At 48.2% G+C, this 15,753-nt stretch carries 14 protein-coding genes; 6 read left to right on the plus strand and 8 right to left on the minus strand.

All coding sequences use genetic code 11. The annotated features are described in order from the left end of the window. The first annotated feature begins 76 nt into the window (after nt 1-76). Complete coding sequence (locus B8880_RS05990; RefSeq protein WP_084256715.1) at nt 77-1,018, plus strand: LysR family transcriptional regulator; 942 nt, start codon at nt 77-79, stop codon at nt 1,016-1,018. Between the two features lie 72 nt (nt 1,019-1,090). Here B8880_RS05990 and rplS read toward each other — a convergent pair whose 3' ends face one another. Genes rplS through rpsP form a run of 4 tightly spaced genes read right to left on the minus strand, consistent with a single transcriptional unit; the run spans nt 1,091 to nt 3,094 of the window. Then, on the minus strand, nt 1,091-1,438 hold the full coding sequence (gene rplS, locus B8880_RS05995; protein ID WP_084256716.1) for a 50S ribosomal protein L19: 348 nt from the start codon (nt 1,436-1,438) through the stop codon (nt 1,091-1,093). Nucleotides 1,439-1,474: 36 nt separating this feature from the next. Next, nucleotides 1,475-2,221 carry a tRNA (guanosine(37)-N1)-methyltransferase TrmD gene (gene trmD / locus B8880_RS06000; RefSeq protein ID WP_084256717.1) on the minus strand — a complete coding sequence of 249 codons (747 nt, stop codon included), beginning with the start codon at nt 2,219-2,221 and terminating at the stop codon, nt 1,475-1,477. A gap of 53 nt (nt 2,222-2,274) precedes the next feature. Continuing rightward, complete coding sequence (gene rimM, locus B8880_RS06005) at nt 2,275-2,799, minus strand: ribosome maturation factor RimM (protein WP_084256718.1); 525 nt, start codon at nt 2,797-2,799, stop codon at nt 2,275-2,277. A gap of 46 nt (nt 2,800-2,845) precedes the next feature. Beyond that, on the minus strand, nt 2,846-3,094 hold the full coding sequence (rpsP, locus tag B8880_RS06010) for a 30S ribosomal protein S16 (RefSeq protein ID WP_084256719.1): 249 nt from the start codon (nt 3,092-3,094) through the stop codon (nt 2,846-2,848). Nucleotides 3,095-3,376: 282 nt separating this feature from the next. Between rpsP and B8880_RS06015 the strand changes: the two genes are divergently transcribed. The 4 genes from B8880_RS06015 to B8880_RS06030 all read left to right on the plus strand — a co-directional run bounded on the left by B8880_RS06015 (nt 3,377) and on the right by B8880_RS06030 (nt 9,940). Further along, nucleotides 3,377-3,745 (plus strand): YbaN family protein, encoded by a 369-nt coding sequence (locus B8880_RS06015; protein ID WP_084256728.1) that lies wholly within the window; start codon nt 3,377-3,379, stop codon nt 3,743-3,745. Between the two features lie 87 nt (nt 3,746-3,832). Next, a complete protein-coding gene (gene ushA, locus B8880_RS06020) occupies nt 3,833-5,494 on the plus strand; it encodes a bifunctional UDP-sugar hydrolase/5'-nucleotidase UshA (RefSeq protein WP_084256720.1) in 1,662 nt (553 codons plus the stop codon). An 84-nt stretch (nt 5,495-5,578) separates the two neighbouring features. Next, nucleotides 5,579-7,411 carry a protein-disulfide reductase DsbD gene (locus B8880_RS06025; protein WP_244165611.1) on the plus strand — a complete coding sequence of 611 codons (1,833 nt, stop codon included), beginning with the start codon at nt 5,579-5,581 and terminating at the stop codon, nt 7,409-7,411. Nucleotides 7,412-7,609: 198 nt separating this feature from the next. After that, nucleotides 7,610-9,940 carry a TonB-dependent receptor gene (locus tag B8880_RS06030; RefSeq protein ID WP_084256722.1) on the plus strand — a complete coding sequence of 777 codons (2,331 nt, stop codon included), beginning with the start codon at nt 7,610-7,612 and terminating at the stop codon, nt 9,938-9,940. A gap of 92 nt (nt 9,941-10,032) precedes the next feature. Here B8880_RS06030 and B8880_RS06035 read toward each other — a convergent pair whose 3' ends face one another. From B8880_RS06035 to pyrG, 4 genes are all read right to left on the minus strand, one after another. Next, nucleotides 10,033-11,496 (minus strand): catalase, encoded by a 1,464-nt coding sequence (locus tag B8880_RS06035; RefSeq protein ID WP_084256723.1) that lies wholly within the window; start codon nt 11,494-11,496, stop codon nt 10,033-10,035. Between the two features lie 289 nt (nt 11,497-11,785). Next, complete coding sequence (locus B8880_RS06040; protein ID WP_084256724.1) at nt 11,786-12,193, minus strand: DUF2251 domain-containing protein; 408 nt, start codon at nt 12,191-12,193, stop codon at nt 11,786-11,788. A gap of 90 nt (nt 12,194-12,283) precedes the next feature. Next, a complete protein-coding gene (eno, locus tag B8880_RS06045; RefSeq protein ID WP_084256725.1) occupies nt 12,284-13,585 on the minus strand; it encodes a phosphopyruvate hydratase in 1,302 nt (433 codons plus the stop codon). A gap of 142 nt (nt 13,586-13,727) precedes the next feature. Further along, nucleotides 13,728-15,359, minus strand: a complete 1,632-nt coding sequence (pyrG, locus tag B8880_RS06050; RefSeq protein WP_084256726.1) for a glutamine hydrolyzing CTP synthase — start codon at nt 15,357-15,359, stop codon at nt 13,728-13,730. A 195-nt stretch (nt 15,360-15,554) separates the two neighbouring features. Here pyrG and B8880_RS06055 point away from each other — a divergent pair. Next, on the plus strand, nt 15,555-15,753 hold a 199-nt coding region (locus B8880_RS06055), incomplete at its 3' end, for a transposase family protein (protein ID WP_143933407.1).

A 15,753-nucleotide genomic window follows, 5' to 3' on the forward strand; every position in this document is an offset into this window, starting at 1 on the left:
TATCTTGTTTACTGCGCTATGTAAAAATATTAAGATTAAGCGAAAGATTCGTCCAATGTTAATCAGGAATATTGTAATGCAAAATCGTCATAACTTGGAGTTGGCATGGTTGAAAGATTGTATCGCGTTGGCCGATAAACTTAACTTTTCACAAGCGGCAGCGCTGCGCTATATTACCCAATCGGCATTCAGCCGCAGAATTCAATCGCTTGAGGAGTGGGTCGGCACACCGCTCTTTATCCGCAACCGGCGTAATGTGGCATTGACCCGTGCCGGTGAAATGTTCTGCAAAAAAGCGCCTGATTTGATTCGTGCAATCGAGGAGCTCCGAAGTGAAGCGTTGGATATTGCAGGTGCAGGGCAACCCGATGTCGTCATTGCTGCAACGCATTCCCTGTCTTTTTCCTTTTTCCCCGAATTATTGCGCCGCCACGATAAGCTGGCGCGTTTCGGTTCTTTCAGACTGCTCTCCGATACCTTCCAAGCCGGTGAAAGCATCTTGCAGCAAGGCAAAGCGCAATTTCTGCTTTGTCACTATCACCCAGCCATGCAGACGAGCTTGGACAACGCACGGTTTTCCTTTATCTGTTTGGGCGGGGAGCGCTTGATTCCTTACAGCAAAACCGCCGACGGCAGCGCCGAACCGGTGTGGAAAATCGCAAGCGGAGCAAAAATCCCGTATTTATCGTTTAGTAACGAATCGGGTATGGGGCGGATTGTAGCCAATGCCGCCGCGTTAAAGCGGATTAAAAATACAATGACGGTTATTTTTACCGCCGATCTGGCGGCGACGTTACTGGCTATGGTGAAGAGCGGTGAGGGCGTGGCGTGGTTGCCGGAAAGTCTGGTGCGGCAGGATATTAAAGACGGCAACATTGTGCCGGCAGCCGAGGATTCGGCACTTTGGCTGCCGATGCAAATCCGTTTATACCGTGCGAATAGCCACATGCCGCAAGCTGTTGAAACGCTTTGGGAGATTTTTATGGAAAATCAGTCGGCGGAATGTTGTTTTCAATAAATGCTGTTTTCAATAAAAGAAAAAGGCCTGGAAAATTCCAAGCCTTTGTATTTGCACTGAATGCCTTGCGGATTAGTTCAAACGCTCTTTGATACGGGCAGACTTACCACTACGCTCACGCAAGTAGTACAGTTTCGCTTTGCGTACCGCACCTTTACGTTTCACGCTGATGCTGTCGATAACCGGCGAGTGAGTTTGGAATGTACGCTCAACACCGACACCGTTTGAGATTTTACGCAGGGTAAATGCAGAATGCAGACCGCGGTTACGAATTGCGATAACCACGCCTTCGAACGCCTGCAGACGTTTTTTACTACCTTCAACAACCCATACTTTCACTTCCAAGGTGTCACCAGGACGGAAGCTCGGTACGTCTTGTTTCAATTGTTCTTGTTCAAGTTGTTTAATAATGTTACTCATAATAAATACCTTTTATTCCTAGATGTAACTGAATCTTTACTCTTGCCGTTTGATTTGATCCAACAGCACTCTCTGTTCGTCAGTCAGAGCTAGGCTCTCCAAGAGCTCAGGTCGGCGCGTCCAAGTGCGGTGCAATGACTGTTGTAACCGCCATTTGCGTATCTCCGCATGGTTGCCCGACATTAAAACCGGTGGCACAGCCACGCCGTCTAACACTTCAGGGCGGGTATAGTGCGGACAATCGAGCAATCCGTCGGCAAAAGAATCTTCTTCTGCGGAGGCTTGCTTGCCCAACACACCCGGAACAAAACGGGCAACGGCATCAATCAATGTCATTGCCGGCAGTTCTCCGCCGGTGAGGACATAATCCCCGACCGACCACTCTTCATCGATTTCCGCTTCAATCAAGCGTTCGTCAATGCCTTCATAACGTCCGCACACCAAAATCAAATTCTGATATTGCGACAACTGCTGCACGCCATGCTGGTCGAGTTTGCGCCCTTGCGGTGAAAGATAGATCACTTTCACTTCGCCTGCTGTTGCTGCCCGTGCCGCTTGTTTGGCGGCATGAATGGCATCACGCAACGGTTGTACCATCATCAGCATACCCGGTCCGCCGCCGTAAGGGCGGTCATCGACCGTGTTGTGCTTATCATGGGTGAAATCGCGCGGATTCCAACATTGCACTTGCAACAGCTTGTGTTTTACAGCTCGTCCTGTGACCCCGAATTCGGTGATTGCTTTAAACATTTCAGGGAAAAGACTAATAATCCCAATCCACATAATATGACCTTATGCTAAAAATGTTACCGCCAAAGCGCCCACTGTTGCTGAGGTTAGAAACCAGCGTCCCAATCCACTTCAATAGTCTTTGTGGCGAGATCGACTCTTTTAACTACTGTTTCTTCAAGATACGGGATTAACCGCTCTTGTTTGCCGAAAGCATCGTTCGGATTGGCTTTCACCATGAACACGTCATTCGAACCGGTTTCCATCATGTCGCTGACCGCACCCAATTGATAGCCTTGCAGGTTGACGATTTGGCAACCGATTAAATCGTGCCAGTAATAGCCCTCTTCCAGCGCAGGAAAATTGTCCGCACTCACCCCGATTTCCACGTTGGTTAATGCGTGTGCCGCATCGCGATCATCGACGTTTTTCAGTTTCACGATCAAATCGTTGCTGTGATAACGCCAGCTTTCCAGTTCGGTGGCTTGCCATTGGCCTTTGATATTGAGATACCAAGGCTGATAATCGAAAATACTTTCTTGCTGTTCTGTCGATGAATAAATCCGCAACCAACCGCGAATTCCGTAAGTTGAACCCAACTTGCCGACCGTGCTGATGTTTTGCGTACTCATATTCACCTACTTATTCGTTGCTTGTTAAAGCGTGTTTAAAAGCAGATTAAGCTGCTTTTTGCGCTTCTTTAACCAATGCGGATACGCGATCAGATAAAGATGCACCTTTTTCGATCCAAGCGTTGACACGCTCTAAATCTAAACGTAAACGTTCTGCGTTACCGGAAGCAAGTGGGTTGAAAAAACCGACACGCTCGATAAAACGACCGTCACGCGGGCTGCGGCTGTCCGCAACAACTACTTGATAAAATGGGCGTTTTTTCGCTCCGCCACGAGATAAACGAATGGTTACCATAGCGTCCTCTAAAATGATAGTAAAAATAAAACCCTCGTTCGAGGTGAGGGTATAATGACCTTTTCACGGCAATTAAGCCATAAAAAGTCGTCAGATTTTACTCTTTTCCTGAAGAAAAGCAAGTTTTACCGCCTGCGCAAGGCAAATTATCGGGTAGAACCGCACTTTCAATTGCAAAAGGCGTGCAAGTGCGGTCAGCAGTTGTCAAAGACCGCACAAAGCCTCTATAATGCGAACTATTCTTAATTGATAAGCGGGCAAAAGTGCGGTGAGATGAAAGTGGTGAAATGGGTTTATATTCTGCTGGGGTTTATTGCACTCGGCTTAGGGATTCTCGGGATTCCGTTGCCGGTGTTGCCGACCACGCCGTTTTTGCTGTTGGCGCTGTATTTCTTCGGCAAAAGCTCCGACCGCCTGCACGCATGGTTTTTACAAACCGCACTTTATCATAAATACCTGAAAACCTTTGATGAGCAGCGGGCACTGACCACAAAAAGCAAAGCCTATATTTTATTGCTGTCGACAGCGATGATCGCCACCAGCTTCTATTTTATGTCGTCGATTTACGGGCGTATTTTTATTATTGCGCTGTTGTTGATCGAATATTGGTTTTTCTTTTTTTGGATCAAAACCATTCCGGCAACAAAATGATAAAACGATAGCTTTTGCCGCTGTTTTTTAGCATACTGACTACGGCTTTTTTATCAGCAACTCTTCTTATTTTTAGGAAATATTAATATGAAATCTTTTTTTAAATTAAGTATTTGTACCACGTTAGTCACATCTGTCTTCGCCATTCCCACTTTTGCCCAAGCCTATGAACAAGACCGCACTTATCAATTGACCGTGTTGCATACCAACGATCTGCACGGCCGTTTTTGGCAGAATAATAACGGTGAATACGGTCTGGCGGCACAAAAAACCTTGATTGACCGAATTCGCAAAGAAGTAGCGGAGAAAGGCGGCGAGGTAGTGTTGCTGAATGCCGGCGACTACAACACCGGCATTCCGGAATCCGATTTGCAAAATGCCAAGCCGGATATCGAAGCGATGAATATCATGGGCTATGAAGCGCTGGCATTGGGCAACCATGAATTTGACAATCCGCTGCAACTGTTGGATATGCAGGAAAGTTGGGCAAAATTCCCGTTCTTGTCCGCCAACGTGTTTAATAAAAAAGACGGCAGCTTATTGGTTAAGCCTTATACCATTTTAGAAAAGCAAGGGCTGAAAGTGGCGGTGGTCGGCTTGACCACCGAAGATACGGCAAAACTGGGCAATCCGGAATTTATCTCGAACGTCGAATTTGTCCGTCCGGCGGAAGCGGCAAAAGACGCGCTGGCGGCGTTGAACAGCAACGAGAAGCCGGATATTAAAATCGGTTTGACCCATATGGGCTATTATCATGACGCCCAATATGGTTCGAATGCGCCGGGCGATGTGTCGATGGTGCGCGAATTGGAAAAAGGCGCATTCGATATGGTGATCGGCGGTCATAGCCACGATACGGTGTGTATTAATGACGACGGCAGCTTTAATGATAAATATAAACCGGGCGACGCCTGTAAACCGGCGTTTGAAAACGGCACTTGGATCATGCAGGCCGGCGAATGGGGCAAATATGTCGGGCGTGCCGATTTCGAGTTTAAAAACGGCGATCTGAAACTGGTCAATTATCAGTTAGTGCCGGTTAACCTGAAAGACAAAGTGAAAAATGCCGAAGGCAAAACCGAATATGTGCTGTTTCAAGAGGAGATTCCGGCCGATGCGGAATTGTTGGCGCACCTGAAAGTCTATCAAGACAAAGGCGATGAATTACTGGGCGTGGAAGTCGGCAGTGTCAACGAGAAGCTGGAAGGCGATCGCAATGTCATTCGCTTTCAACAAACCAATTTAGGGCAGTTGATTGCCCGTTCGCAAAAAGAGCGTGCCAAAGCCGATATCGGCATTATGAATTCCGGCGGTATCCGCGCTTCAATTGAGCCGGGTAAAGTGACCTACAAAGATATTCTGACCGTGCAGCCGTTTGGGAATATCATCAGCTATGTCGAATTGAACGGCGCCGAGCTGATTGATTACCTGAATGTGGTGGCGTTGAAAGAAGTCGATTCCGGCGCTTACGCTCAGTTTGCCGGTATCGCCATGACTGTTGACCGCACGGCGAAAAAAGTGTCGGAGGTGAAAATCAACGGCGAGCCGCTGGATCCGAAAAAAGTCTATCGCATTTCTTTACCAAGTTACACCGCAGCAGGCGGTGACGGCTATCCGCTGGTCAGCGACAATCCGACCTACGTCAACACCGGTTTTGTTGATGCGGAGAGTCTGAAACTCTATTTTGAGGAAAATTCACCGATTGACGCCGCACAGTTTAAAGCCAATGAAGAGATTATTTATAAATAATCCGAGACAGCAACAATAGATCTTATGTTTAAAATCCGATAAGGTACGCCATTATCGGATTTTATTTTTTGGTTAAACGGAAAAATGATGTTACGCAAACCGCACTTTATTCGCCCATTTCGTTATCAGCAGCTATTATTCAGTTTGTTGGTTTTTTTTGTTGTTGCATTTTTAAACGGTGCGTCTGCCAATAGCTTGTTCGGCGGCAAAAAAGAGCGGTTTTTACCGCCGCAGGAAGCCTTTATCTTTTCGGCGCAAGCGGATCAGCAAGGCTTAAACCTCGATTGGCGGATCGCCGACGGTTACTATTTGTATAAAAAAGAAATTTTGCTTGAAAATGAGCAAGGCAGCATCGCCGGTTTGAACTTGCCGCAGGCGGAGTTACATCATGATGAGTTTTTCGGCGAAGTCGAAATTTACCGTAATCAGTTAGCGTTTGCCGTGCCGCTACATAACCGCAACGGAAAAATTCTCGTTAACTATCAAGGTTGTACCAGCGGTTTTTGTTATCCGCCGGAGACACGGGAATTGGATTTGGCAGCGTTGCAAAGCGGGCAAGACGCAACGGCAACAGCGGCGGATAGCGCGGTACAAAGTGCGGTTGCAACGGACGGCGGTAAGGTTGACGACAGCCTATTTAACCGCAATAGCACTGAACAGCTGGCTTCTCATCTGGGCGAAAATAAATTCAGTATTCTGTGGTTTTTTGTGCTGGGATTAGGTTTGGCGTTTACCCCGTGCGTATTGCCGATGTTACCGCTGTTATCCTCAATCGTGATCGGGCAAAAGGAGCGCCCGCAAAGCCTACGCGCGCTGTTGCTGAGTTTGGTCTATGTACAGGGCATGGCATTGACCTATACCGCACTTGGCTTATTAGTGGTGGCGATCGGCTTGCCGTTCCAGATTGCGCTGCAAAGTCCGTATGTGCTGATCGCCTTCTCGATCCTGTTTATCGTGCTTGCCGGCTCGATGTTCGGTTTATTCACGCTGCAATTGCCGTCCGGTTTGCAAAACAAACTCAACCAGCTCAGCCAAAAACAGAGCGGTGGCGCATATTGGAATGTGTTCCTGATGGGTATGATTGCCGGCTTAGTCGCCTCGCCGTGCGTCAGTGCGCCGTTGTCGGGGGCGCTGTTGTATGTGGCGCAAAGCGGTGATTTTGTGGTCGGCGGCTTGAGCTTGTATCTGCTGGCACTGGGTATGGGGATTCCATTGGTGTTGGTGACGTTATTCGGCAATAAAATTTTACCGAAAGGCGGCGAATGGCAGGAAAAGGTCAAAATTGCTTTTGGTTTCGTGATGCTTGCCGTGCCGGTATTCCTGATTTCGCGTTTGTTGCCGGAAGTATGGGAAAACCGTTTATGGTCGTTGTTGGGCGTGGCCTTTTTTATCTGGTTGACTTCGGCAATCAGCGATAAAAAATCGATGTTGGGGATTAAATTGTTGCCGTTAGTGGCGGCAATTGTGGTGGCGCAACCGCTGGTCAACTGGCTTGCGCCGCTGGTGACCGGCAAAAGCGAAAGTGCGGTTGCGACAACGCAAGCACACGCCGAATTTGACGATATTGCCGATTACAGCGACTTACAAGCCGCACTGAAACAAAATCAAGGGCAGTTGGTGATGTTGGATCTGTATGCCGACTGGTGTGTCGCCTGTAAAGAATTCGAGAAATATACCTTCAGCGATCCGCAAGTGCAGCAGCAATTTGCCCAGATGAAACTGCTGCGTGCTGACCTGACCCGCAACAGCCCGCAAAACCGCACTTTGATGGAACAGCTAAATGTGGTGGGCTTGCCGACGATTATCTTCTTCGACCAAAACGGCAACGAGATCCCGCAAAGCCGAATCAGCGGATTTTTAGATGCCAAACAGTTTGCGGAATGGGTGCAACCGTTGTTGCAACAGATGGAAAAATAGGCGGGAAAGACAAAAGACAAGTGATTCGAACAAAAAAGTATAGCGGGAATTTTTCCGTAATGCGTTTTTTATAATCTTGATTCTTTTGGATTCCGTCTAATTCCGGATAAAGTGTGAGACTGATCACGGAATTTGAGATCGGTTCTCCGTATATTCAAGCTCTTTTTCTATTTATCATATTAAGTAAGAGAGCTTTTCATGAACAAGATAATCCTTCCCTTTGCGCTGTCGTCACTATCTTTGACAGCGCTGGCGGCGGACAATCCAACATCACCGACAGAGCAATTAGCGGAAATTACCGTTGCAACCCAACTTGAATCTTTCGTTTTGCCGGAGCAAAATACCACATCAATTTCAGGAAAAACCCTGACTGAACAATATCATAGTACGCTTGGCGATACCCTGAGTAAAATAAGCGGTGTGCAGAGCGAATCTTTCGGACCGCATGCCGGTCGTCCGCTGATTCGCGGACTTGGCGGGCAACGGGTTGAAATTTTGAGCAACAATTTATCGCTTAACGATATGGCGGCAATCAGCGGAAACCTGCCGACACCGCTGGAAAGCCAGTTGGCGGACAGTATTGAAGTGACCAAAGGGCCGGCGACAATCTTACACGGCGGACGGGCGATCGGCGGCACGGTGAATGTGAAAGACGGGCGCATTCCGAGCAAGATTGATGAAAAGCGTTTCCAAGGCAAAATCGAAGCGCAAACAGGGGAAAACACCCAGCGAATGCAGGGGTTCCGCCTAGATGTCAACGACGGTCAACATTGGGCGGGGCATATCAGTGCCATGTCCCGCCACAGCCGCTACACTAAAATTCCGGGTAGCAGCAAGGCTGCCGTTTGTCATGATGTTGACGAACTGAAAGCGGACAGTATGCTGCGTGATAAATGCCAAATTCAGATGAGTTCGTATAAAACCCGCAATGCCGCCCACTATCCTTACTTAAGCAAATTTTACGAGAAGTTTGCCGAAGAGTATGAACTGGAAGCCAGTGAAAAATACACGACTCGCGAACAAGATCGTCTTAGCTTTTTTGAAACCGTTGCCAATGATCCCAATCCGGCCTATGTGCCGGGCAGTCCGCAATACGTTGATGTTTACACCGAGCCGAAAGAGTTAGTGAAAGCGGAAAACGGGCGGATTCCGAACAGCCATTTTAAATCGAAAAATATTGCCGTCGGCGGCAGCTATATTGATGACTGGGGCTATGTCGGACTGGCTTATTCGCATTATCAAACCCGATATGGCGTGCCGGGTTTTGCTTATCGAGCTTCAAGCGTTGCCGCCGCAGGCGATCATTTCGGCGCAGTAGATGTCTTGAGCCAAGATCAGCGTTTTGATCTGCGTGCTGAAATAGATAAACCGTTTTTGATTCTGCAGAAAACCAAACTCTCTGCCAATTATGCCAAAGCGCGAAATATCGAGCAGATTAATCAAATCGATTCCAGCCGTTTTCACACGCAGCAGCGGCAAGTGCGGTTGGAGGCGGAACATCAACCGTGGGGTAACTTGCACGGTTTGATTGGGGTTGAAGCCAGTAAACGCAAAATAGCGCGCGACGGAGCGGACGCCTATCTGCCGGATGTTAATAGCGATGAGAAAAGCCTGTTTGTGTTGGAATCGTTGGTGCTTGATCCGTTTAAATTGAGTGCAGGCGGGCGTTGGGGCAGTGTGAAACACCGCTTAATCAAAGATTATGCCGGTAACGGCGGCGGTTCCGGCGAACGTGCCGACCGCACTTTTGATCTCTCTAATTACCATGTCGGTTTGCTGTACCAACCGCTTGATAGCTGGCATGTCAAATTGCAACGCTCTTTTTCGCAAAGAGCGCCGGAAGTAAACGAGCTTTATGCCAACAATAGCCACTATTCATTACTGATCGAAGAGAACGGTGATACCGATCTGAAAAAAGAAAAAGCCAACGGTTGGGAATTGAGCAGCGGCGTGGAGTTTAATAATTGGACGGCGGATATCACATGGTATCAAATCGATTTTTCCAACTACACTTATTTAGCTCAAACCGGAATTGCCAGACGCGGAACTATTGTGAAAGAGTGGCGGCAAACTCCGATTCGCTTGCAGGGGATCGAAACGGAATTGGGCTACCGTTTGCGCACGGATACATTCGGCGAATGGCAATTTAGCCTGCTGGGCGATGTGGTGCGCAGTAAGGCAAAAGACGGTTTTAACGGTGGCGAATATATCAGCGCCATGCCGACCTCGCGTTACGGTGCCGGAATAGACTGGAATTATAAAAATTGGTCAACTTCTTTTTCGGCATGGCACTATTTGAAGCAAGATAACGTCGGGGTGGATATCAATAAAGAGCTGGAATCGCCGTCGTTCACTTTGGTTGACGCCAGCGTAACTTATCAATTCCGCTTGCTGCACTCGGATATCGAGTTATATCTGATCGGAAAAAATTTAACCAATCGCGAAGCCCGATTGCATAATTCCACCTTGCGTTATCTTGCGCCGATGGCAGGACGTAGCATTGCCACCGGTGTGAGATGGACATTCTAACCGCACTTTGTTAAGCGATATCGCATCAGTATAAAACATAAAAAAACGGCTCAAATCCTTTTGAGCCGTTTTGCTGAACTATAATCTTCTGACTACAGTCCTAATGCTTTTTTCACCCCTTCGCCGTAGGCTGGGTCACATTTGAAGCAGTTGTCGATATGGCGTTGCTTGATGAAATCCGGTGCGTCGCCCATCGCGCGCGCGGTGTTGTCGAATAACACTTGTTGTTGTTCAGGGGTCATCAAACGGAACAATTCGCGCGGTTGGCTGAAGTAATCGCTGTCGTCTTCGCGGTAATCCCAGAAGTCCGCATCGCCGGTGATTTTCAACGGTGGCTCTTTATACTGCGGTTGCTCTTGCCAGTAACCGAAGCTGTTCGGCTCATAGTGCGGGGCGCTGCCGTAGTTGGCGTCGACACGACCTTGACCGTCACGATGGTTGCTGTAGACCGGACAGCGTGGTTTGTTGACCGGAATCTGGTGGAAATTCACGCCCAAACGGTAGCGTTGTGCGTCGGCGTAGTTGAATAAACGGGCTTGCAGCATACGGTCCGGCGAAACGCTGATGCCCGGCACTAAGTTGCTCGGCGCAAAAGCGGATTGTTCCACGTCTAAGAAGAAGTTTTCCGGATTGCGGTTCAATTCGAACTCACCGACTTCGATCAACGGATAGTCGGCGTGCGGCCAAACTTTGGTCAGATCAAACGGGTGGTAAGCAACTTTTTCCGCATCGGCTTCCGGCATGATTTGCACGAACATGGTCCATTTCGGGAAGTCGCCGCGCTCAATCGCATCGTACAGATCTTTTTGGTGACTTTCGCGATCTTTACCGACAATGGCTTCCGCTTCGGCATCGGTCAGGTTTTTAATCCCTTGCTGGGTTCTGAAGTGGAATTTCACCCAGAAACGTTCGTTGTCGCCGTTGATGAAGCTGTAAGTGTGCGAGCCGAAACCGTGCATATGGCGGTAGCTGGCCGGAATGCCGCGATCACTCATTACGATGGTGACTTGGTGGAACGCTTCCGGTAACAAGGTCCAGAAGTCCCAGTTATTGGTGGCGCTGCGCATATTGGTGCGCGGGTCGCGTTTTACCGCTTTGTTCAAATCCGGGAATTTGCGCGGATCACGCAGGAAGAAAACCGGCGTGTTGTTGCCGACCATATCCCAGTTGCCCTCTTCGGTGTAGAATTTCAGCGCAAAACCGCGAATATCACGTTCGGCATCCGCCGCACCGCGCTCACCGGCCACGGTAGTGAAACGGGCGAACATTTCGGTTTTTTTACCGATTTCGCTGAAAATTTTGGCACGGGTATATTGGGTGATGTCGTGGGTGACGGTGAAAGTACCGAATGCGCCGGAACCTTTGGCGTGCATACGGCGCTCAGGAATCACTTCACGCACGAAATTGGCGAGTTTTTCGTTTAACCATAAATCTTGTGCCAATAACGGGCCGCGCGGACCGGCAGTCATACTGTTTTGATTATCGACCACCGGCGCTCCGCCGTTAGTGGTTAAATGGCTGTGGGCATACGGGCATTTTTGATCTTTTTGACTCATATTGTGTATCCTTTTAAGTAAATTGTTAGGATTAAGTAGTACAGCAACGCACTAAGCAGCACGATTGGTAGGTATATTAGCAAGAAAGAAAAAAATAATCTTATATGGATTTGATAGTGTATGGCTATTATTTGATTTAGATCAATTAGTAAAACTTACCAAGATAAAAGCTATTATTGTTTTTATTTTAAGCAAAATCCGGTGATTTACATTCGGGTAGCTATAGTGGCGCAGTAAAGTGCGGTCGTAACAAGCGGTGAATTATCCGTCAAACCGCACTTTATGCTGGTTAGGCGCTCAGCCATTGTTTTACCAAATCATCGGTAATTTCTTTGCGTGACCACAGACTGCCGAAATCCGGTTCGGGGAATTTGCTGTGGTTATAAGCAATCAATTTGACGAAATCAAAGGCGGCGTGCGGATAATCGTTAATCAGCAACAGCGCAAAATTGCCGTCTTCTGACCAGCAGATTTGCAGGCTGCGCGCGGTTTCTTTTTCGTTGACCGCACTTGTGTTGTAGATATGCAGCGAATCGACAATCGGCATGTGTTGTTGACGGGTATCCAAAGCGTAGAAATAGCCGGTTTCGCCGTCGTCTTCAAACACCACCGACAGATAATCATTGCGGGTGGAGGGCGAACCGAGCTGTTTTTCTTGCCCGATAAACAGTTGATCTTCCAGCGTTAAATAGAACATGGCTATTTTCCTGATGAATAAAAGCAGATAAGAAAAAAGGTTGTCCGAATCGCTTCAAACAACCTTCTGTTTATTTAAGCAAAGCAAAAATTATGCTTGGCCTTTCACTTCTTTCAAACCGTTGAAAGGCGCTTTGCTGCCTAACGCTTCTTCGATACGGATTAATTGGTTGTACTTGGCAACACGGTCGGAGCGGCTCATAGAACCGGTTTTGATTTGACCTGCCGCAGTACCGACCGCTAAATCGGCGATAGTTGCGTCTTCGGTCTCGCCTGAACGGTGAGAGATTACCGCAGTGTAGCCAGCGTCTTTCGCCATTTTGATCGCAGCCAGAGTTTCGGTCAGAGAACCGATTTGGTTGAATTTGATCAAGATGGAGTTAGCGATACCTTTGTCGATACCTTCTTTTAAGATTTTGGTGTTGGTTACGAACAGATCGTCACCGACCAATTGTACACGGTCGCCCAATACTTTAGTTTGGTAAGCGAAGCCTTCCCAGTCGGACTCGTCCTGACCGTCTTCGATAGACACGATCGGATACTCTTTGGTCAGTTCTTCTAAGTAGTGCGTGAACTCTTGAGAAGTGAAGGTTTTGCCTTCGCCTTTCATTTCGTAGTTGCCGGTTTCTTTGTTGTAGAATTCGGAAGAGGCGCAGTCCATCGCTAAGGTAACGTCTTTGCCTAACACATAACCCGCTTTTTCGACCGCTTCTTTGATACACGCCAATGCGTCAGCGTTAGACGCCAAGTTAGGGGCGAAACCACCTTCGTCACCAACTGCCGTGTTCAAACCTTTGCCTTTCAATACTTTCGCTAAGTTGTGGAATACTTCCGCACCGATACGCAACGCTTCACGCAAGGTTTTCGCGCCAACTGGTTGGATCATAAATTCTTGGATATCGACGTTGTTGTCAGCGTGTTCACCACCGTTGATGATGTTCATCATCGGTAACGGCATGGAGTAAACGCCTGGCGTGCCGTTTAATTCGGCAATGTGTGCGTACAGTGGCAAACCTTTAGAGGCTGCAGCCGCTTTCGCATTGGCTAAAGAAACCGCTAAAATGGCGTTTGCACCGAATTTGGATTTGTTTTCAGTGCCGTCCAAATCGATCATAATTTGATCGATTTCAGCTTGGTTAGTCGCGTCTTTGCCGACAACCGCACTTGCAATCGGTCCGTTGACTGCTTCAACCGCTTTCAATACGCCTTTTCCTAAGAAACGGGCTTTGTCGCCGTCACGCAGTTCCAACGCTTCGCGCGAACCGGTAGAAGCGCCTGACGGAGCTGCTGCCAAACCGACAAAACCGCCTTCCAAATGCACTTCGGCTTCAACCGTCGGGTTTCCGCGAGAATCAATAATTTCACGACCAATTACTTTAACAATTTTTGCCATTGTATTTTCCTCTTGATGATTAAATTGAAATCAGTTCTAAAAATCTGAGCTATATACTAAAGGGATTTGTTTTATTTGTCTTGTAAAAAGTGCAGGAATGGCGATTCCCGCACCGAATTATTTTTATATTTTAACAAATTGCTTACTTTTTCTGATGTTCTTTCGCAGCTTTAACAAATCCGCTAAATAAACGGTGGCCGTCACGCGGGGTCGAGGTAAATTCCGGATGGAATTGCGCCGCCACAAACCACGGGTGGTTCGGGATTTCGATGATTTCTACCAGCTTTTTGTCCGCCGACAAACCGCTGACTTTCAGCCCTACCGCTTCGATTTGCGGCAACAGGTTATTGTTGACTTCATAGCGATGGCGGTGGCGTTCTTCGATGGTTTCCGCTGCGTACACTTCACGCGCTTTGGTGCCTTCGATCAGATGACACTGCTGTGCTCCCAAGCGCATGGTGCCGCCCAAATCGGAGCTTTCGCTGCGGGTTTCGACATTGCCGGTGGCGTCTTGCCATTCGGTGATCAGCCCGACTACCGGATACGGCGTGTTTTTGTCGAATTCGGTGGAGTTGGCATGGCTTAAACCGGCAACATTACGCGCATATTCGATCAGCGCCACCTGCATACCCAAACAGATGCCCAAATACGGAATATTGTTTTCACGGGCATATTGTGCGGTCATGATTTTGCCTTCGACACCGCGATAGCCGAAGCCGCCCGGCACTAAAATGCCGTCCAAGCCTTTCAGTAGATCCGTACCTTTCGATTCAATGTCTTGCGAGTCGATATATTTGATATGCACGCTTAAACGGTTGCTGAGACCGGCGTGTTTCAAGGCTTCATTCACCGATTTATATGCGTCCGGCAGTTCGATATATTTGCCGACCATACCGATGGTGACATCGCCGTTGCTCGGATTGCTTTCACGGTATAACACTTGTTCCCATTCGCTGAGATCCGCTTCCGGACAGTCGAAATGGAAACGTTGGCAAATATAATCATCTAAGCCTTGTGATTTCAACATCGCCGGAATTTGGTAAATCGAGCTGACGTCTTTCAGTGACACCACCGCTTTTTCCGGCACGTTACAGAACAGGGCAATCTTCGCGCGTTCGTTGGCGGGAATGCTGCGATCAGAACGGCAAATCAGAATATCCGGCTGAATCCCGATCGAGAGTAACTCTTTCACCGAGTGTTGGGTCGGTTTGGTTTTTAATTCGCCGGCGGCGGCGATATACGGCACCAACGTCAGGTGCATAAACAGCGTGCGCTCGCGTCCGACCTGCACCGCCAGCTGACGCAAGGCTTCCAAAAACGGTAACGATTCGATATCGCCGACCGTGCCGCCGACTTCGACAATCGCCACATCATGATCGGCTGCACCGTCAATCACCCGTGCTTTGATCTCGTTGGTGATATGCGGAATCACTTGAATGGTCGCGCCCAAATAGTCGCCGCGCCGCTCTTTGCGCAGCACTTCGGAGTAGATTTTACCGGTGGTGAAATTGTTGCGTTTGGTCATTTTGGTGCGGATAAAGCGCTCGTAATGACCCAAATCCAAATCGGTTTCGGCACCGTCTTGGGTCACGAACACTTCGCCGTGCTGAATCGGGCTCATTGTGCCCGGATCGACGTTGATATAAGGGTCAAGTTTCATCATCGTGACATTTAAGCCACGCGCTTCTAAAATTGCCGCGAGAGATGCCGCTGCAATACCTTTACCGAGGGAAGATACCACACCGCCCGTCACAAAAATATAATTGGTAGCCATTTGAAATCCAATATGTAATGAAATGAGATTGCAAGAAGTAGAATAAGAAATTCTTCTTATCAGGACGGGACAATAGTGTATATCAAAGCGACGTTGAACACAACAGATAGTCATGCGGCAAACAGGGCAAGATCGCACTTTTCCTCAAAATATGATCTAATAAGCCTTTAATACGTTAAAATACAAGGTAACGTCATGGACTTATTCCGCTTTTTCGGTCAATTGGAAGACCCGCGTAAAGATATCAACCAAAAATATCCTTTTCTTGAAATCATTTTTCTGACCATGAGCGCCGTCATTTCCGGTGCGGAAGGTTGGACGGACATTAAACGGTTCGGGGAATATCATTTGGCGTGGTTGCGTCAATATTTACCTTTTGAGCGCGGCATCCCGG

Origin of the sequence: Pasteurella testudinis DSM 23072 (genome assembly GCF_900176075.1) — a bacterium.
Lineage (GTDB): Bacteria > Pseudomonadota > Gammaproteobacteria > Enterobacterales > Pasteurellaceae > Chelonobacter > Chelonobacter testudinis.

Bases quoted from the DNA above. Each gene is read 5' to 3' on its own strand.
- B8880_RS05990 (WP_084256715.1), top strand. From the start codon at position 77: ATGCAAAATCGTCATAACTTGGAGTTGGCATGGTTGAAAGATTGTATC.
- rplS (WP_084256716.1), bottom strand. From the start codon at position 1,438: ATGAGTAACATTATTAAACAACTTGAACAAGAACAATTGAAACAAGAC.
- trmD (WP_084256717.1), bottom strand. From the start codon at position 2,221: ATGTGGATTGGGATTATTAGTCTTTTCCCTGAAATGTTTAAAGCAATC.
- rimM (WP_084256718.1), bottom strand. From the start codon at position 2,799: ATGAGTACGCAAAACATCAGCACGGTCGGCAAGTTGGGTTCAACTTAC.
- rpsP (WP_084256719.1), bottom strand. From the start codon at position 3,094: ATGGTAACCATTCGTTTATCTCGTGGCGGAGCGAAAAAACGCCCATTT.
- ushA (WP_084256720.1), top strand. From the start codon at position 3,833: ATGAAATCTTTTTTTAAATTAAGTATTTGTACCACGTTAGTCACATCT.
- B8880_RS06025 (WP_244165611.1), top strand. From the start codon at position 5,579: ATGATGTTACGCAAACCGCACTTTATTCGCCCATTTCGTTATCAGCAG.
- B8880_RS06030 (WP_084256722.1), top strand. From the start codon at position 7,610: ATGAACAAGATAATCCTTCCCTTTGCGCTGTCGTCACTATCTTTGACA.
- B8880_RS06035 (WP_084256723.1), bottom strand. From the start codon at position 11,496: ATGAGTCAAAAAGATCAAAAATGCCCGTATGCCCACAGCCATTTAACC.
- B8880_RS06040 (WP_084256724.1), bottom strand. From the start codon at position 12,193: ATGTTCTATTTAACGCTGGAAGATCAACTGTTTATCGGGCAAGAAAAA.
- eno (WP_084256725.1), bottom strand. From the start codon at position 13,585: ATGGCAAAAATTGTTAAAGTAATTGGTCGTGAAATTATTGATTCTCGC.
- pyrG (WP_084256726.1), bottom strand. From the start codon at position 15,359: ATGGCTACCAATTATATTTTTGTGACGGGCGGTGTGGTATCTTCCCTC.